This is a genomic window from Chloroflexota bacterium (genome assembly GCA_020850535.1).
In the GTDB taxonomy this organism is placed as follows: Bacteria; Chloroflexota; UBA6077; order UBA6077; family JACCZL01; genus JADZEM01.
The window spans coordinates 1-16,724 of record JADZEM010000122.1 but is presented as its reverse complement, the minus strand read 5'-3'; the positions used below and the strand labels follow the sequence as shown (position 1 = coordinate 16,724).

General features: G+C 67.4%; 13 protein-coding genes. 9 read left to right on the top strand and 4 right to left on the bottom strand.

The window, feature by feature from the left end; translation table 11 throughout:
* Both IT306_17395 and IT306_17390 read right to left on the bottom strand, forming a co-directional pair.
* A partial coding sequence (locus IT306_17395) for a Uma2 family endonuclease (protein MCC7370203.1) occupies positions 1 to 544 on the bottom strand: 544 nt, incomplete at its 3' end.
* Between the two features lie 159 nt (positions 545 to 703).
* Complete coding sequence (locus IT306_17390; GenBank protein ID MCC7370202.1) at positions 704 to 1,234, bottom strand: hypothetical protein; 531 nt, start codon at positions 1,232 to 1,234, stop codon at positions 704 to 706.
* A gap of 391 nt (positions 1,235 to 1,625) precedes the next feature.
* Here IT306_17390 and IT306_17385 point away from each other — a divergent pair, with 391 nt between their 5' ends.
* Positions 1,626 to 1,856 carry a hypothetical protein gene (locus IT306_17385; protein ID MCC7370201.1) on the top strand — a complete coding sequence of 77 codons (231 nt, stop codon included), beginning with the start codon at positions 1,626 to 1,628 and terminating at the stop codon, positions 1,854 to 1,856.
* A 383-nt stretch (positions 1,857 to 2,239) separates the two neighbouring features.
* Here IT306_17385 and IT306_17380 read toward each other — a convergent pair whose 3' ends face one another.
* Positions 2,240 to 3,709 carry a beta-lactamase family protein gene (locus IT306_17380; GenBank protein ID MCC7370200.1) on the bottom strand — a complete coding sequence of 490 codons (1,470 nt, stop codon included), beginning with the start codon at positions 3,707 to 3,709 and terminating at the stop codon, positions 2,240 to 2,242.
* 724 nt (positions 3,710 to 4,433) lie between these two features.
* On the opposite strand from IT306_17380, the gene IT306_17375 reads away from it, so the two are divergent.
* The 7 genes from IT306_17375 (at position 4,434) to IT306_17345 (ending at position 13,844) form a co-directional block, all read left to right on the top strand.
* Positions 4,434 to 5,135, top strand: a complete 702-nt coding sequence (locus IT306_17375) for an EthD domain-containing protein (protein ID MCC7370199.1) — start codon at positions 4,434 to 4,436, stop codon at positions 5,133 to 5,135.
* 121 nt (positions 5,136 to 5,256) lie between these two features.
* Complete coding sequence (locus IT306_17370; protein MCC7370198.1) at positions 5,257 to 6,084, top strand: formylglycine-generating enzyme family protein; 828 nt, start codon at positions 5,257 to 5,259, stop codon at positions 6,082 to 6,084.
* A gap of 102 nt (positions 6,085 to 6,186) precedes the next feature.
* Positions 6,187 to 6,990, top strand: a complete 804-nt coding sequence (locus IT306_17365) for a DJ-1/PfpI family protein (protein MCC7370197.1) — start codon at positions 6,187 to 6,189, stop codon at positions 6,988 to 6,990.
* Positions 6,991 to 7,171: 181 nt separating this feature from the next.
* The gene (locus tag IT306_17360) at positions 7,172 to 8,875 is read left to right on the top strand and encodes a thiamine pyrophosphate-binding protein (protein ID MCC7370196.1); all 1,704 of its coding nucleotides are present in this window, start codon (positions 7,172 to 7,174) and stop codon (positions 8,873 to 8,875) included.
* Positions 8,876 to 8,929: 54 nt separating this feature from the next.
* Positions 8,930 to 9,502 (top strand): DJ-1/PfpI family protein, encoded by a 573-nt coding sequence (locus IT306_17355; protein ID MCC7370195.1) that lies wholly within the window; start codon positions 8,930 to 8,932, stop codon positions 9,500 to 9,502.
* A gap of 23 nt (positions 9,503 to 9,525) precedes the next feature.
* Entirely contained in the window at positions 9,526 to 11,673 is a 2,148-nt protein-coding gene (glgX, locus tag IT306_17350) for a glycogen debranching protein GlgX (protein MCC7370194.1), read from the top strand.
* 32 nt (positions 11,674 to 11,705) lie between these two features.
* Entirely contained in the window at positions 11,706 to 13,844 is a 2,139-nt protein-coding gene (locus IT306_17345) for an AGE family epimerase/isomerase (GenBank protein ID MCC7370193.1), read from the top strand.
* A gap of 49 nt (positions 13,845 to 13,893) precedes the next feature.
* On the opposite strand, the gene groEL is transcribed toward IT306_17345, so the two are convergent.
* The gene (groEL, locus tag IT306_17340; protein MCC7370192.1) at positions 13,894 to 15,504 is read right to left on the bottom strand and encodes a chaperonin GroEL; all 1,611 of its coding nucleotides are present in this window, start codon (positions 15,502 to 15,504) and stop codon (positions 13,894 to 13,896) included.
* A gap of 131 nt (positions 15,505 to 15,635) precedes the next feature.
* Between groEL and IT306_17335 the strand changes: the two genes are divergently transcribed.
* Complete coding sequence (locus IT306_17335; protein MCC7370191.1) at positions 15,636 to 16,658, top strand: alcohol dehydrogenase catalytic domain-containing protein; 1,023 nt, start codon at positions 15,636 to 15,638, stop codon at positions 16,656 to 16,658.
* Positions 16,659 to 16,724 lie beyond the last annotated feature (66 nt).

The following is a 16,724-nucleotide window of genomic DNA, read 5'->3' as shown; positions in this document are numbered from 1 at the left end:
CAACGGACATCTGCAACGCAGGGAAGGCCAGCGGTGAGATGCTCTCGCCGGGCGCCAGCACCTGCGTGGAGGCGTACCCCTGGGGCGTCGGCTCGCGGTAGACCAGCAGCCGCTCACGGGTCAGATCCGCGATCCACAACTCGGGGATGCCGAAGCGGGCGTAGAGCGGCGCTTTGGTGCGGCGGTCGTACTCCAGCGACGTGTCGGCCACCTCGACGACGAGCAGGACATCGGCCGGCGTCTCCTCCATTGAGGCGTAGAAATCTGGGCGGAACCTAAGCAGGGCGACGTCCGGCTCTGGTTCCTGCCCGTCTGCCAGCACAATGGAGCTCTGGATACGCACGATGGCCCGACCTACCAGGGCCGGCGCGAAGAAGTTGGTGAGGCGATCTACGCAGACCTTGTGTCGGCGGCCAATCGGGCTCATCTCGAGAATCTCCCCGTCGATCAGCTCGACCCGCGCATCCGGCGGCAGGATGCCGGTCTCGGCCAGCCGGTGGTAAGCCTCACTGGAGAACCGGTAGTGGGCCAACTGGATCGCCATGCGGATCTCCCTCTGGTCTGCGGCACGCTTCTGAGCGACTGGATCGTGAGCTTGATCCACTGGAGCCAATTGTACGGGCTGGCAGCGCGGGGCCAGCACGCGAAAACGGGCGCGGCCATCATGGCCGCGCCCGTGTGCTGACAGCGGTGTGCGTGGGGATCAGCGGTCGTTCGGGCTGCCCTGGCCGGGGCCGTAGCCGCCCTGGCCGGGACCGTAGCCGCCCTGGCCGGGACCACCCTGGCCGTAGCCACCTTGACCATAGCCGCCCTGGCCGTACCCGCCCTGGAAGCTCTGGCCGCCCGGGCCGAGGTACCGGTCACTGCCGAAGGCCAGGATGCCGAGGCCAACCGGCGCGCAGCAGATGAGTCCCAGCACGCTGAACATGGTGCCCTTTCCGAAGGACTTCCCAAGTTCCAGGTACACCATGATGAAGATGACGATGTTCAGGATCGGGACCAGCATCAGCAGGATCCACCACCACGGCTTCCCGACGATCTGCAGCAGCACGATGGTGTTGTAGATCGGGATGATCGCCTTCCAGCCTTCCTGGCCGGCCTTCTGGAAGATCATCCACAGACAGGCGATCATGTACACGACGACGATGAGCTGAACCAGCCCCGTGATGATGCTGACACCAGCGTCGGCATCGCCGCGCTGCAGCGCGGGTCCCATGACCGAAAAGACGTTCACGTAGCTCCTCCTCTTGACAGGTACCGCACGAGCCCCAACCGGGTGCGCCCACACCTCCCTTGTGGAGTCTGATGAAGTCTGACGCTCAGGGCCGCTACGGACCCTGCTCTCACGCACGGCCCCGACCAGCCAGGAGGGGACCACTGGCCGCCCGCCCATGCCGAGGGATCACCCTCGGGCAGGCTCCGCTATCTCACAGTACGCACAAGCAGGATCGACAGGGAAGATAGCCCATCGGGCTGAGACTTGACTGTGCTGGAGTTGACATGTGTTCTGTACGCCTGCACACAGCACACGATGTGCAGATGACTCATCATCAGAGACACCACAACGTCAACCCGCCGAGCGCAGCCTGACAGGGCGCCTCGGCAGAAGTCAGAGGCCCCCGACCATGCAGATCAGCGCTACGAACCACGACACACACCACAACGCACTTCCTGAGGCGTTCGGGTCGTTCGAGCAGCCGCTCCTGCTGCAGCCAGCCGACCTCATGCCGGCCGACGACGACGACGAGATCCTGGACACCTGGCTGGCCTCGCTCGGCCCGCGCGAGTTCGAGCTGATTCTCAGCAACCTCGCCCGGGACTCCCATGGCCGCTTCGCCCTGGAGCCGACTGCCTGACCACCGCTGCACCGTCGGCCACACCGGCCGAGCCAGCGCCGTCGGCATGGCCGCCGCCGGCGGGCATTTCCAGACGCAAACGATGAGGGCTTGATGAGCAACGCTATCAAGCCCTTTTTGCTGCGTCCACACGATCATGGTCGGAGTCGTGTTCACCTTTCGTTTCCCAGACGTGACAGTCCGGCGGTGTGCTGCCGTGTTCCATCCGTCGGGCCGCCCGCGCCTGCGGTTGGCCGCTGATCCTGAGACGGGTGACCGCTGGCCGGCTGTCGCGATACCCGTGACGGACGACCGCACACGCTGCCGTTAGTCGCCTATGCTCGGCAGACCGTGGCGAGGCTGCATGTCGTGGGCTACCAGCCGTAAAACGTTCAGAAACGGCGCTACCGCTTGACACCGAAGCGCTGCCCCTTGACGTAGAGCGAGACGCTGCCGTCCGCCTCAGGCCGCAGCTCGATCACCGTCTCGTCAAACGACGAGATCTCGGTGTGAATCACAAACCTCGTGTCCGAGATCGGCTCCAGCTCGAAGCTGAACGACATGATCCCGCCCACCAGCTTGTCGCCCTCCCGCATGATGCGGAGCGTTCCCTGCGGCGTCTCGTACAGGCCGACGTACCGATCCCACACCGCCCGATTCGGCACAAACGTGTTCTCAGGGCCGATCCTCGGCACCTCGCGCAGCACCGGCTGCACCCCGATCAGCAGCCGCGCCACCCCCTCCGCGATCTCGTCCTTGGCGTCGCTGTCGAGGTTGGCGAGCACCGCCACGCCCAGCTTCCGCTCGGGCGCCAGCACGAACATCGATCCCATCGTCAGGATCTCGCCCGGGTGGACGACCGCCTGCAGCCCCTCCTGGGTGCTCAGAAACCAGCCCAGACCGTAGGAGAGCGTGTCGTTGATGCGGACCGTTGGCGTCTCCATCTGGGTGACGGACGCCTCCGAGAGGACGCGTGCGCCGTCGAGGATGCCGCCGTTCGCCATCGCCGCCAGGAACCGGCCGCTGTCCTCGGCCGTGCTCACCAGCATGCCGGCCGGGTTGTACGCCCGGGTCAGGCGGGTTTTCTCGGGCCGGAGCTGCCCCTTGCGCTTCAAGTAGCCCTGGGCCATGCCCAGTTCGGCGGCGCGGGCCGGGTCGAACGTCGAGCGGGTCATCCCCAGCGGCGCGAGCAGCCTCTCCCCGACATACTGCTCGTAGGGCAGCCCCGAGACCACTTGCATGATCAGCCCGGCCGTGTTGAAGCCGTCGTTACCGTACTCGAAGCGCGTGCCGGGCGCGCTGCTCAGCCGCTCCCACTCCAGCGAGCGTACCCGCCGTTCCAGCGCGTCCGGCTCCTGCCGGCTGTCCAGCGAGGCCGAGGCCGGGATGCCCGAGGTGTGGTTCAACAGGTGGCGGACCGTGATCTCGTTCGCGCGGGGGTCGTCCACCGTGAACCACGGCAGGTAGCGCGTGACCGGCGCGTCCAGCGAGACGGCCCCCGCCTCCACCAGCTGCATGATGGCGGCGGCCGTCAGCGGCTTGGTGGTGGAGCCAACGGCGACCAGTGTCTGCGGCGTCATCGGGCGGTTCTGCTCGCGGTCCGCCAGCCCGTAGCCGCGCGCCAGCGTGACCTGCCCGCCCTCGACAATCGCCAGCGAGAGGCCGGGGACGCTCCAGGCGGCCATCCGCTCCTGGATGTAGCCGTCGATCTGATCCTGGGCGACCTGCCCGCTCGTCGGCTGCGACCCGCGCAGGCCAGGGGAGGCCGCGACTGCCGGCCACGGCCGGGCCGACGACACGAGCGACGCGGCGACAGCAGCCAGCCCAGCCCTGGCGCTGAGGACGAGCGCCGCACGACGAGAGCATCGGGACATGAAGCAGAAGCCTCCCGGACGGCGAACCAGCCGACGCGATGGTGCGGGAACTATGCCACCGCCACGGAAAGCAACGCCCCCATTGGCGGCCGAGCGTGCGCGGCACGGTGGGAGCCTGCCGCGTCCACGGCGCGGGCCTGCATGAACTGCCGTCGGCTGGCCTGCGCGATCTGCTGCCGGCGGGCCGAGCGATCTGCTGCCGGCGGCCCGTCCCTTGGCGGCGCGGTGTGCACGTTGTGTTGTGCGCGCAGCGCGATTCCGGCGTGCTGCGCGCCGGCCGGCCGCCGTGGAAACTGCACGACAGTCAGCCGTCCATGACACTCACGTAACGGAAGTGGTGCTGCCGCCCGCTGGTGGTGCTGCACACCGCGACGCAGCCGCCGGATGCGCGGTTGCGTCTTCGGCCAGGACGCCATGCCTGCGTAGCATCGCCCGCCCGGTAACCGTGTGGTAACCTGATCGGAAACCGGTGCGTAACCCCCGTCCCGGTTCGGGCGCCGGCTCCGTTGGTACTGCTCGGACACGGCGCAGGGGAGCGGTCGAACACCCACACTGCTCGCGTCCACGGTCCGTCGACGCAGTGAGTCGCGCGGTGTCGCGCGTCGGTTGACAGCACCCTTCGGCAGACAGGCGTCTGTGCGGTCTCTGGCGAGGCACCCGTGCGAGGCAGCGTCCTGACGGTGTGGTCGCCTGTTGGTGACTCTTGCGACTGGGAGCGTAGGGCATGATCCACCAGTTTATCTTCGCGGCGCCGAAGCCCGGCATGACCGAGCAGCAGTTCCAGGACTACTGGATCAACGTTCACGCCGTGAAGTACGCCAGCAAGATCCCGCAAATCAAGCAGTACAGCGTTGCTGCGCGGCTGCCGTTCGGGGATGAGTCCAGGGAGCCGCTCTGGAGCGGCCTCGCGGAGATCTGGCTGGCGAACGACGAGGATCAGATCGCATCGCTCCAGACCCCCGAGTTCCTCGAAGGCGCGCGCAAGGACGAGCCGAACTGGGCGGCGTTCTGGCGAAGCGTCGTCGTGGACACCGAGGCTCACATCTTCAAGGATGGCGGCGGCCTGGACGCGGTCAAGGACTGCGTCAAGATCGTCGGGCTGGTCAAGCGCAAGCACGGGATGACCGTCGAGGAGTTCCGCCGCCACGCGGCCGAGGTCCACGCGCCGATGGACCTGAAGCTGCCGGGCATCCGCCGCTACGGCCAGTACTACACCCGTGACGGGGCGTACAGCATCTGCGAGCCGCCGTTCGACGCCGTCGCCTGCCTCTGGTTTGACAACGCCGAGGCCGTCAAGGCCGCCTTCGCCTCCGAGCAGTACCGCACCGTCAACGGGCCGGACGTGCCGAACTTCATCCACATGCAGTACCGCCACATCTTCCTGATGAAAGAGCACTGGACCATCGGGCCGAACGGCCTGGACTGAGCGCCGCGACGGTTGTGCGCTGCGCGCCCCCTCGAACGACGCCCCGATCCCGCTCCACCCGGAGCGGGTTGACGTGAGGGATTGCTCTGGTGACTGCTCCCCTGGGAACGAGTCCGCGCCGATGATGACGCCGCCCCTGCGCGAGTTCACCTTTACCACCGTCATGGTTGACGACGCCGGCATCGTGACGGGCCGCCACAACGGGAGCGGCCTGTACTTTGCCGAGGATCTCGGCAGCCTTGACCTGGATATGGTGGCGATCTCCGGCGGCTCGTTCGTGATGGGGTCGCCAGAGGATGAGGCTGGCCGCCAGCCCATCGAGGGGCCGCAGCGTGAGGTGGTGGTGCCAGACTTCTTCATCAGCCGGTACCAGATCACCCAGGCCCAGTACGCCTCGCTGCTCGGCCACAACCCGGCCCAGAGCCAGGTCGACAACAACCCGGTCGAGTGCGTGACGTGGTTCGACGCGCGGGCCTTCTGCCAGCGGCTGAGCGATCTGACTGGCCGCCCCTACCGTCTCCCCAGCGAGGCGGAGTGGGAGTATGCCTGCCGCGCGGGCACCACCAGCACGTTCGCGTTCGGCGACACCCTCACCGACCGACTGGCGAACACCTACGCCGAAGTGCCGTACGCCTCGGCGCTGCCGGGCCGCCACCGTGAAGGACCGACGACGGTCGGGATGTACCCGGCCAACGCCCTCGGCCTGCACGACATGCACGGCAACCTCTTCGAGTGGTGCGAGGACAACCTCCACTCGGATTTCACGGGCGCGCCGTCCGACGCCCATCCCTGGATCGACGGACCCGGCCTCTGGCCGGACTACTACGTCCTGCGGGGGGCCGCCTGGGTCAACCCGCCCGTGCAGAGCCGGTCGGCGGCCCGTTTCGGGATGGTGCCGATCTACAAGAGCATCGCGATCGGGTTTCGCGTGGTCTGCGCGCCGCCGTGAGCGCAGCAGGTGAGGGAATCAACCTCGGCATCGGACGCACATCCACGTCCACATCTTGGAGGAGAGGTCACCGTGGCTGAGTCAAAGAAGGTTCTGGCCGTCATGTCGGAGTGGGGCTACTGGGGCATCGAGCTGGTCGGCCCGCTGCTGAAGCTCGAAGCCGCCGGCTACAGCCTGGACTTCATCACGCCCAAGGGCAAGCGCTCGCCGGTCCTGCCGCCCAGCACCGACACCACCTACGTGGACCCGCCGCTGGGCGTCTGCGTCACCACCGCTGAGGACGCGGAGCTGGTCAAGGCCTTCGAGAAGACGGACCGCCTGAACAGCACCCAGAACCTCTCGACGTGGTTCCCGGAGCGGCCGTTCTTCCACCAGGAGCCGTTCCTCCGCAACTTCGAGGCCTACTTCGAGGGCGTCAAGAAGGCCCAGGCCGAGGCGACCTCCCGCTACGACGCCCTGCTGCTCGTCGGCGGCAGCGGCCCGATTGTGGACATGGTCAACAACCAGCTCGTCCACGACCTGATCCTCGGCTTCTACAACAAGAAGATGCCGATTGGCGCGATCTGCTACGGCGTCGCGCCGCTGGTCTTCGCGCGGGACTTCAACGAGCGCATCTCGATCATCAAGGGCAAGCACGTCACCGGCCACTGCCTCGAGTACGACTACCACGACGGCACCGGCTTCGTGGGGACGGACTTCAACATGGGGCCGCCGCCGTACACCCTCGAGTACATCCTCTCGGACGCTGTCGGGCCGGAGGGCCAGTACCACGGCAACTTCGGCAAGCGGACCTCGGTGATCGTGGACTACCCGTTCATCACCGCCCGCTCGCTGCAGTGCGCGCATGAGTTCGGCGAGCGGTTCGTGGACGTGCTGACGAAGGACATGAAGCGCTCCGGCTGGTAGACACCGAAGAGAACTCGCCCGTGTAGCAACCCCTCACCCCCGCCCCCTCTCCCTCAAGGGGAGAGGGGAAAGCCCACCAGTCGCTGATGGACTCCCCCTCTCCGCGCCGGAGAGGGGGTGAGGCAACCCCAGGGCTGGGCTGAGGTCACTGGCACGGACCAGATCGGAGAGCACGCGCACCATGACCAGAACCGGACGCTATGCCATCCTCGAACAGTTCGTTGCGGATGGCGTTACCCACATCTTCGGGAACCCAGGCACGGTCGAGCAGGGCTTTCTCGACGCCCTGGGCGACTTCCCCTCCCTGCACTACATCCTGACGTTGCAGGAGTCGATCGCCATCATGGCGGCGGACGGCTACGCTCGCGCGGCGAAGCGGCCGGCCATCGCCCAGATTCACAGCTCGCCGGGCCTCGGCAACGCCATCGGCGCGATCTACCAGGCGCAGCGCGGGCATGCGCCCATCGTCATCATCGGCGGGGACGCCGGCATCAAGTACCAGGCGATGGACGCCCAGATGGCGGCTGATCTGGTCAGCATGGCGAAGCCCGTCACCAAGTGGTCGACGATGGTGCAGCATCCGTCTTCGCTGCTGCGGACGCTGCGCCGCGCCTACAAGATCGCGGCGACGCCGCCGATGGGGCCGGTCTACGTCTGCCTGCCGCAGGATGTAATGGACGAGGTCTCCACCGAGAGCGTCTTCCCGACCTCCCTGCCGGTGACGTACTCGCTGCCGGCTCCCGAGCTGGTGGAGCAGGCCGCCACGATGCTGGCCGAGGCCGAGCGCCCCACCTTCTACGTCGGTGACGGCGTGGCCTGGGCCGGCGCCCAGCCGGAGCTGCAGCGGCTCGCCGAGCTGCTCGGCGCGGACGTCTGGGGCTCGGACGCCGGCGAGCTGAACCTCCCCTACACCCACCCGCTGTGGCGCGGCCAGACCGGCCACATGTTCGGGCCGCAGAGCCTGCCCATCGCGCAGGCTGGGGACGTCAACTTCGTGGTGGGGACGTACATCTTCCCCGAGGTGTTCCCCGAGCTGGGCGATATCTGGGCGGCCGGCGCGCGGACGATCCACGTCGATCTGAACGCCTATGAGATCGCCAAGAACCACCCGGTCGATCTTGGCCTGGTGGCCGACCCGAAGTTGACGCTCGCGGCGATTGCCGACCTGCTGGAGGGCAAGCTCTCGCAGGCCCAGAAGGCGGCGGCCCGTGCGAAGCTGGAGCAGGCCGGCGCCGCGAAGGCTGCCCAGGTCGAGAAAGAGAAGGCGGCGGACCGCGCCCGTGGCGACGCGACGCCGCTGCACTTCTCGCGGCTGGTGATGGAGCTGGCCCCGCGCCTGCCGGCGGACACGGTCCTGTTCGACGAGGGGCTGACCTCCTCGCCGGATCTGACCCGCTGGCTCCCCCCGACGACGGTCGGGCAGTTCCTCCAGACGCGCGGCGGCTCGCTGGGCGTGGCGCTCGCCAGCGGCATCGGCGTGCAGGTCGCCAACCACGGCAAGACGGTGCTGGCCGTCTCCGGCGATGGTGGCGCGATGTACACGATCCAGTCGCTCTGGTCGGCGGCCCGCCACAACCTGCCGGTCAAGTACATCGTCTGCAACAACCGGTCCTACCGGCTGCTCCAGGCGAACATCAGCCAGTACTGGAGCGAGCAGGGCGTCACGGACCGTCCGTTCCCGCTGAGCTTCGACCTCTCGAAGCCAGACCTGCAGTTTGCCGAGATGGCGAAGGCGCTCGGCGTGGCCGGGCGGCGGGTCCAGACGGCCGAGGAGATCGTCCCCGCCGTCGAGGAGATGCTGGCCCACAACGGCCCGTTCCTCCTGGACGTGGTGCTTGAGGGGAACGTCCACCCAGAGCTGATCGGCGTGCGCTGCGGACAGTAATCAGAGGGCCCTCCAGAGTCGGCGGTGTGGGCCACACCTCGGGGAGATGCATTCATGGATCTGAGCGGCAAGAAGATCGCCATCCTGGTCGAGAGCGACTTCTACGAACACGAGATCTGGTACTACCACTACCGGTTTGCCGAGGAAGGCATCGACGCGCGCTTCGTCAGCAAGCTCTGGGGACAGCCGTCGCTCACGTTCAACGGGCACGAGTACAAGGCCCCGTTCGTCTGCGACAAGAGCTTCGAGGACATCGACGACGCCGAGCTGGCGACCTACGCCGCCGTCATCGTCCCCTCGGGCATGGTCTCCGACCGGCTCCGCTGGACGGATGACGTCTCCAAGCTGCCCCCGGCCTCCGAGTTCCTGAAGCGCGCCTTCGGGATGCCGGGCGTCCTCAAGGGGATCATCTGCCACGGCCTCTGGCTGACGGCGCCGGTCCCGGGCCTTGTCAAGGGCCGTAAGCTGACCTGCCACAACAACCTGCACGGCGATGCCCTGGCCTACGGCGCGGAGTACGTCGATGCCGATGTGGTGGAAGACGGCGACTTGATCACCGGCCGCAGCGGTGGGCATGCCCACCTGTTTGCCAGAGCCATCATCGAGCGGCTCAAGAAGACGAGCTGAGGAGCGACGGCATGACGGCACAGATGGACCCTATCGCTCCCCCCGTGCGCGTGCCCGCCGAGACGGTGGACCTCAGCGCGTCGGTTGGCGCGCCGTACCTCGTGGAGGCCGGCTCACCGCACCCGCTCGGCGCGACGGTTGATGCCACGGGCGTCAACTTCTCGGTCTTCTCAGAGCACGCGACCTTCATCGAGCTGCTGCTCTTCGACAATGACGATTCGGCGGAGCCGTTCCAGACGGTGAAGCTCTCGGCGGCGATGCACCGCACCTTCCACTTCTGGCACTGCCACATTCGCGATCTTCCGGCCGGCACCCAGTACGCCTACCGCGTGGATGGGCCGTGGGATCCCCACGGGCGGGGCTTCCGCTTCAACCCGAACAAGGTGGTCATTGACCCGTACGCCAAGGGCATCACCACCTCGCTGTGGGACCGGGGGGCGGCCTGTACCCCGGATGACAACGTCGGGCAGTCGATGCGCGGCGTCGTGCTCGATATCTCGGACTACGACTGGGAGGGCGATACGCCGCTCAACCGGCCGATGTCCGAGACCATCGTCTACGAGATGCACGTGGGCGGCTTCACGAAGTCCCCCACGGCCAGCGTGACCAATCCGGGAACGTTCTCCGGCATCCACGAGAAGATCCCGTACCTCAAGGCGTTGGGCGTGACGGCAGTCGAGTTGCTGCCGATCCACCAGTTCGATCCGAAGGAGATCGAGAAGCCCAGCCCGGCTGACCCCAACGTGATGCTGACCAACTACTGGGGCTACAGCACCGTCGGGTTCTTTGCCACGCACAACGCGTACCGGTCCTCGCCGGACTTCAAGGAGGGCCTCACCGAGTTCCGCGACATGGTGAAGGCGCTCCACAAGGAAGGCATCGAGGTCATCCTCGACGTGGTGTTCAACCACACCAGCGAGGGCAACCACCAGGGGCCGGTCATCAACTTCAAGGGCTTCCAGAACGACGTCTACTACCACCTGGTGGAGCAGGACCGGCAGTACTACATGGACTACACCGGGTGCGGAAACACGGTGAACTGCAACCACCCGCTGGTGGACAAGTTCATCGTGGAGTGCCTGGAGTACTGGGTACGCGAGTACCACATCGACGGCTTCCGCTTCGACGAGGGCTCGATCCTCTCACGGGGCGAGGACGGCGCGCCGATGGTCCACCCGCCGGTGGTCTGGCACATCGAGCTGTCCGAGGAGCTGGCCGACACGAAGGTCTTCGCCGAGGCCTGGGACGCTGCCGGCCTCTACCAGATCGGCTACTTCCCGGGGTATCGCTGGGCGGAGTGGAACGGCCGGTACCGCGACGATGTGCGCCGCTTCGTCAAGGGTGACGGCGGGCTGATCAGCGCCATCGCGTCACGGATCGCCGGCTCGTCCGACATCTACCAGTCGAGCGGACACCTGCCGATCAACAGCGTCAACTTCATCAACTGCCATGACGGGTTCACGCTGAACGATCTGGTCTCCTACAACGACAAGCACAACGACGCCAACGGCGAAGGCAACCGCGACGGCAACGACAGCAACGACAGCTGGAACTGTGGGTGGGAAGGCCCCACCGACGATGCCGGTATCGAGCGGTTCCGCGAGCAGCAGATCCGCAACTTCGCCACCATCCTGATGCTGTCTCAGGGCGTACCGATGTTCGTGGCTGGCGACGAAGTGCGCCGCACTCAGCACGGCAACAACAACGCCTACTGCCAGGACACTCCGCTCTCGTGGCTGGACTGGTCGCTGACGGAGAAGAACGGCCATCTGCTGCGCTACTTCCAGCAGATGATTGCCTTCCGAAAGCGTCACCCCATCGTACACCGCTCCCGTTTCTTCACTGGTGAGACCAACGAGCGGCTCCTTCCAGACGTCGCCTGGCATGGTTGCGAGCTCAACGCGCCGGGCTGGAACGACCCGAACTCGCGCATTCTGGCGTACACGATGGGCGGTTTCGGGACCGACCCTGACCTGCACGTGATGCTGAACATGGATGGCAGCGCGCTCCCGTTCGAGCTGCCCATTGTCCACGGCCGGCGCTGGTACCGCGTGGTGGACACGAGCCTCCCCTCGCCCGAGGACATCGCCGAGGATGGCCAGGAGGTCGCCATCGCGGACGGGGCCTACATCGTCAACAGCCACAGCGTCGTCGTACTGATCTCGCGCTAGAGATACACCCCTCACCCCCCGACGGAGGATTCATGGACCGCGTGGACTTCACTTTCTCAGACCTTGTTGCAGGCTACGTGCAGTCGTTCGACCCGACGACGGACAGCTACGTCGTCGTGACTCCTGGCGGCAAGGAAGTCGCCATCAGCATCGGCGCGAACTGCTATGCCGAGATGGTCCGCAACCTGGGCGAGGGGTGGCAGGACGCTGGCGACATGCGAGCAGCCCTCCAGCCGGGGAAGTTCGTGTTCTCGTACGGCATCTTCTACCCGGAGGATACACTCAAGTTTGAGGCGAAGCACCTCGTGTTCCTCGGGCGGAACGCGGACGAGTGGCGCTTCGAGGCCCAGGACTGGTGGGTTCGGCAGGTTCGCCAGATCTGCGACTTCTACCTGAACGCCCAGTTCCCAGATGGCCACATCGACTTCAGCCAGTACCGCACCCAGCTGACGGTCGAGGGCACGAAGGTCGGGAACGCCCTGCGCCAGGAGACGGACACCATCTCGCGGATGGTCTACGGCTTCGCAACGGCCTACCTGCTGACCGGCGAGGATAAGTACCTCGAAGGCGCGGAGAAGGGCACCGAGTACCTCCGCGAGCACCTGCGCTTCATCGACCACAAGGATGACATCGTCTACTGGTACCACGCGGTGGACGTGAAGGGCGGCCACGAGCGCAAGATCTTCGCCTCGGAGTTCGGCGACGACTACGATGGCATCCCCGCCTACGAGCAGATCTATGCGCTGGCCGGCCCCACGCAGACCTACCGCATCACCGGCGACGCGGCCATTCGCTCCGACATCGAGATGACCCTGAACCTGTTCGAGAAGTACTTCCGAGACCCGGTCAAGGGCGGCTACTTCTCGCACATCGACCCGGTCACGTTCGACCCGCGTGCCGAGTCGCTGGGCCAGAACCGGGCCAAGAAGAACTGGAACTCAGTCGGTGACCACGCCCCAGCCTACCTGATCAACCTCGTGCTGGCCTCCGGCGATCCGAAGCACGCCGAGATGCTGGTGGACACCGGCGACACCATCACGAAGTACTTCCAGGACTACGACAACGCACCGTTCGTGCAGGAGAAGTTCTTCGAGGACTGGTCGCACGACGAGCACTGGGGCTGGCAGCAGAACCGGGGCGTGGTGGGGCACAACCTCAAGATCGCCTGGAACCTGATGCGCATCCACAGCCTCGCGCCGAAGCCCGAGTACGTGGAATTCGCCAAGAAGATCGCCGAGGTCATGCCGAGCATCGGCGGCGACCAGCTGCGTTGCGGCTGGTACGACGTGATGGAGCGCAAGCTCTCTGAGGGCCAGCAGTACCATCGCTACGCCTGGCACGACCGCAAGGCCTGGTGGCAGCAGGAGCAGGGCATCCTGGCGTACCTGATCCTCGACGGCATCCTGGACGAGCCGCGGTACAAGAAGCTGGCCCGCGAGTCGGTGGCGTTCTACAACAGCTTCTTCCTGGATCACGACAGCAACGGCGTCTACTTCAACGTGCTGGCCACGGGTATCCCGTACCTGATGGGCACCGAGCGCCTGAAGGGCAGCCACTCGATGAGCGGCTACCACTCGACAGAGCTGTGCTACCTCTCGGCGGTCTACTCCAACCTGCTCGTGACCAAGCAGCCGCTGGATCTGCACTTCAAGCCGAAGCCGGGCGCGTTCGGGGACAACGTCCTGCGAGTCTCGCCGGACATCCTGCCTGAGGGCAGCATCAAGATCGAAGAGTGCTGGATCGACGGCCAGCGCTGGAACGACTTCGACGCTGACAAGCTGACGGTCAACCTGCCGAAGGTCGATACTGACCTGCGCGTCCGCGTGCGGGTGGCCCCGCGCGTGCTGGCCGACACCTTCACGGCCGTGGCCGAGTGCGAGGGCGACAGCGCCACGCTGACGCTGTTCGGCGAGCTGGATCGCGGCGCGCTGGGCGAGCTGCAGCACGAGCTGGCGAAGCTCATCACGGCGCAGCCGAAGAAGGTGACCGTGGACGTGACGGACCTCAAGACGATCACCGGCGAGGGCATGCGTGCGCTCGTGTTCGCGAAGCAGAAGCTCGACATCGACGTGGACATGGTCATCGCCGGGGCGACCGGCGAGGTCCGGCAGGCGTTCGACGACGAGGAGCTGAGCGACGAGGTGCTGTTCGCGGACGCCACGGCGAAGTAGGCGAGTCGAGGCCCTCACCCCCAAAGGGTGAGGGCCTCCCCACCCTGCGCTACGGCTGCATCGACAGCGACGGCTGCTTGTGGTGAATCAGCACCTCGCTGGTCAGGGCCAGGGTGGCCGCGCTGATGGCCGCCTCCAGCGCCGCCGACGTGACCGGCAGCGGGTCCAGCAGCCCCACCTTCCAGGCGTTCACCCAGGCCCCTGCGACGGTGTCGTAAGTCCAGCCCGGGCCACGCTCGCGCGCCCCCGCCACGATGGTGCTCGGCTCCAGGCCGGCGTTCCGGGCGATAGTCCGCATCGGAGCTTCCAGGGCGCGCGCCACGATCTTCGCGCCGTAGGCCTCGTCGCCGGTGAGCGGCAACGCCTCGACGGCCGGCACGCACGCCAGCAGGGCCGCCCCGCCGCCCGGCACCACGCCCTCGATGGCTCCCGCCCGCGCGGCCGTCACCGCCGCCTCGACGCGCAGCTTCAGTTCGTCGCGGTCGGATGGAGTTGCCGCCCCCACGCGAATCGTCGCGGCCAGCCCGGCCAGCTTCCCGATGCGCTCTTTGACGCGCTCGCGACTCCAGGTATCGTCGGCCAGCAGGCGGACCTGGGGCTTCAGGTCGGCGATGCGCGCGCGGATCTGCGCCTTCTCGCCGCGCCCGCCCAGGATGCCGAAGTGCGAGTAGGTGACCCAGGCCTGCCGCGCCCGCCCGAGATCGTCGATAGTCACCTCTTCCAGCCGCTCGTGGCGGTCCACCTGGAAGCAGCGCCCGCCCGTGATGACGGCCAGGTCGTCCAGCATGCCAGCCCGCTGCTCGCCGAAGTGGGGCGCCCTGGCCGCCATGATGTGATCGAAGCGGCCATGCTGGCGGTTCAGCACCAGGAGGGCGAGCGCCGACTCCTTGATGTCCGGGGCCAGGATCAGCAGGTTCCGCTCGCCGGACGCCGTGCAGGCCTCCAGCGCCGGGATCAACTGCTCGGGCCGCTCGACGTGGTGGGTCGTCAGCAGGATGCGCGGCTCCAGCATCCGGACCGTCGTTTCGCCGGGCTTGAGCAGGTGTGAGGACAGGTAGCCGCCCTGCCAGCTCACGCCCTCCACGTACTCCCAGGTCGTCTCCGTGCTCTCGCCGTCTTCGACCAGGATCGAGCCGTCCGGCCCGACGGCCTCGACAATCGAGCCGATCCGCTGGGCCAGGGCCGGGTGGTCGCGGAGCGTCCCGGCCACCAGCCCGGCGATCTCCTCCGGCTCGTCGATCTTCCGGGCCTGCCGCCGCAGCCCCGCGAGGACCGTCTCCAGCGCCCGCTCGATGCCCCGCCGCATCGGGACGGGGCTGCCGCCGGCCGCGACGTAGCGCTCGGCGGCCTCCACCAGCGCCTGGGCCAGGACGGCAGCCGTCGCCACGCCGTCACCCACGCGCTCGTGCACCCGCCACGCCAGGTGACGCAGGAGCATCGCGCCCATGTCCTCGAACGGGTCGCCCACGCCCGTCATCCGCCGCGCGATGATCGCCGCGCTGTCGAGGATCTCCGGCGGCCGTTGCCCGATCAGCGGGGCCATCGCCACCGTGCGCCCGGCCGGTCCGAGCGTCACCCGCAGCAAGCGCGCCATCGTCACCATGCCCCGGATCAGCGCTGAGCGGCCAGACGGGGCCTGCAAAATGAATGGATCGGACACCGACGCCTCGCTGGAAGGACTCCTGATACGGGCAGTATAGTCGGGCGCTCGGCGCGGCCAGGCGGGATGCTTGCGCGCCCCGCGGGATGACCGCGCAGCCTGAGCGACCCGCGATCGAAGGAGATCCCGCTGTGAAGGCGCTACGAACGATTGGCGAGCGGCAGGTCGAGGTGCTCGACCTGCCGATCCCGCACGCTGAGCCTGGAGAGGTCGTCATCAAGATGCAGGCGACGGGCATCTGCGGCAGCGACCTGCACCCGTATCGTCGGCCAAGCCCGCTACACCTGAACCCCGGCTTCATCTCCGGCCACGAGCCGTGCGGCGTCATCGCCGAGGTGGGCCAGGACGTCAGCGGCTGGCAGGTGGGCGACCGCGTCGTGCCGTGGTTCCGGCGGACCTGCGGCCAGTGCGCCAACTGCCGCGCCGCGAAGCAGAACGTCTGCTCCAACCGCCGGCCGTCCTACGGGCACCAGGGCCAGGACGGCTCGCACTGCGAGTACATGCGCGTCGAGGCGCCGTGCCTGCTGCGCCTGCCGGAGCACCTGGCCTACCTGGACGGCTCGATCATCGCCTGCCAGGGCGGCACCGCCTATGCGCCGCTGGTGCGGATGGGCGTCAGCGGGCGCGATGTGCTGGTCGTGTCGGGCCTGGGGCCGGTCGGGCTGCTGTCGGTGCTGTTCGGGAAGGCGATGGGTGCGACCATCGTCGGAATCGATCCCTCAGCCGGCCGGCGGGCTATCGCGGAGCAGATCGGCGCGGATCTGACGCTCGATCCGGCCGCTGCCCCGGTCGGGGAGCAGCTGCGGGCGCACGTCCCGGACGGCGCGGACAAGCTGACCGAGACGTCTGGCGCGAACAGTGCACACAGGGTCATCGGCGATCTGCTGCACGCCCACGGCTGGGCTGCGCTGGTCGGCGGCGGCTCGCCCGAGTTCGTGATGCCGCTCGGGGGGATCAGCGGCAAGGAGCTGACCATCATCGGGTCGAGCGCCTACGCCCCGACGCAGTTCGACGAGATCGCCGCGTTCGTCAAGCGCCACGACGTCCAACTGTCGAAGGTGGTCAGCCACCAGCTGCCGCTGGAGGACGGCCCGGAGGCGTTCAGGATCGCCGCCGACGCGAACAGCGGGAAGGTCTGCTTCCGCTTCGACTGAGGGGAAAGGCCCTCACCCCCCAACCCCCTCTCCCTGTGCGCGGGAGAGGGGGAGGAATGACAGTCT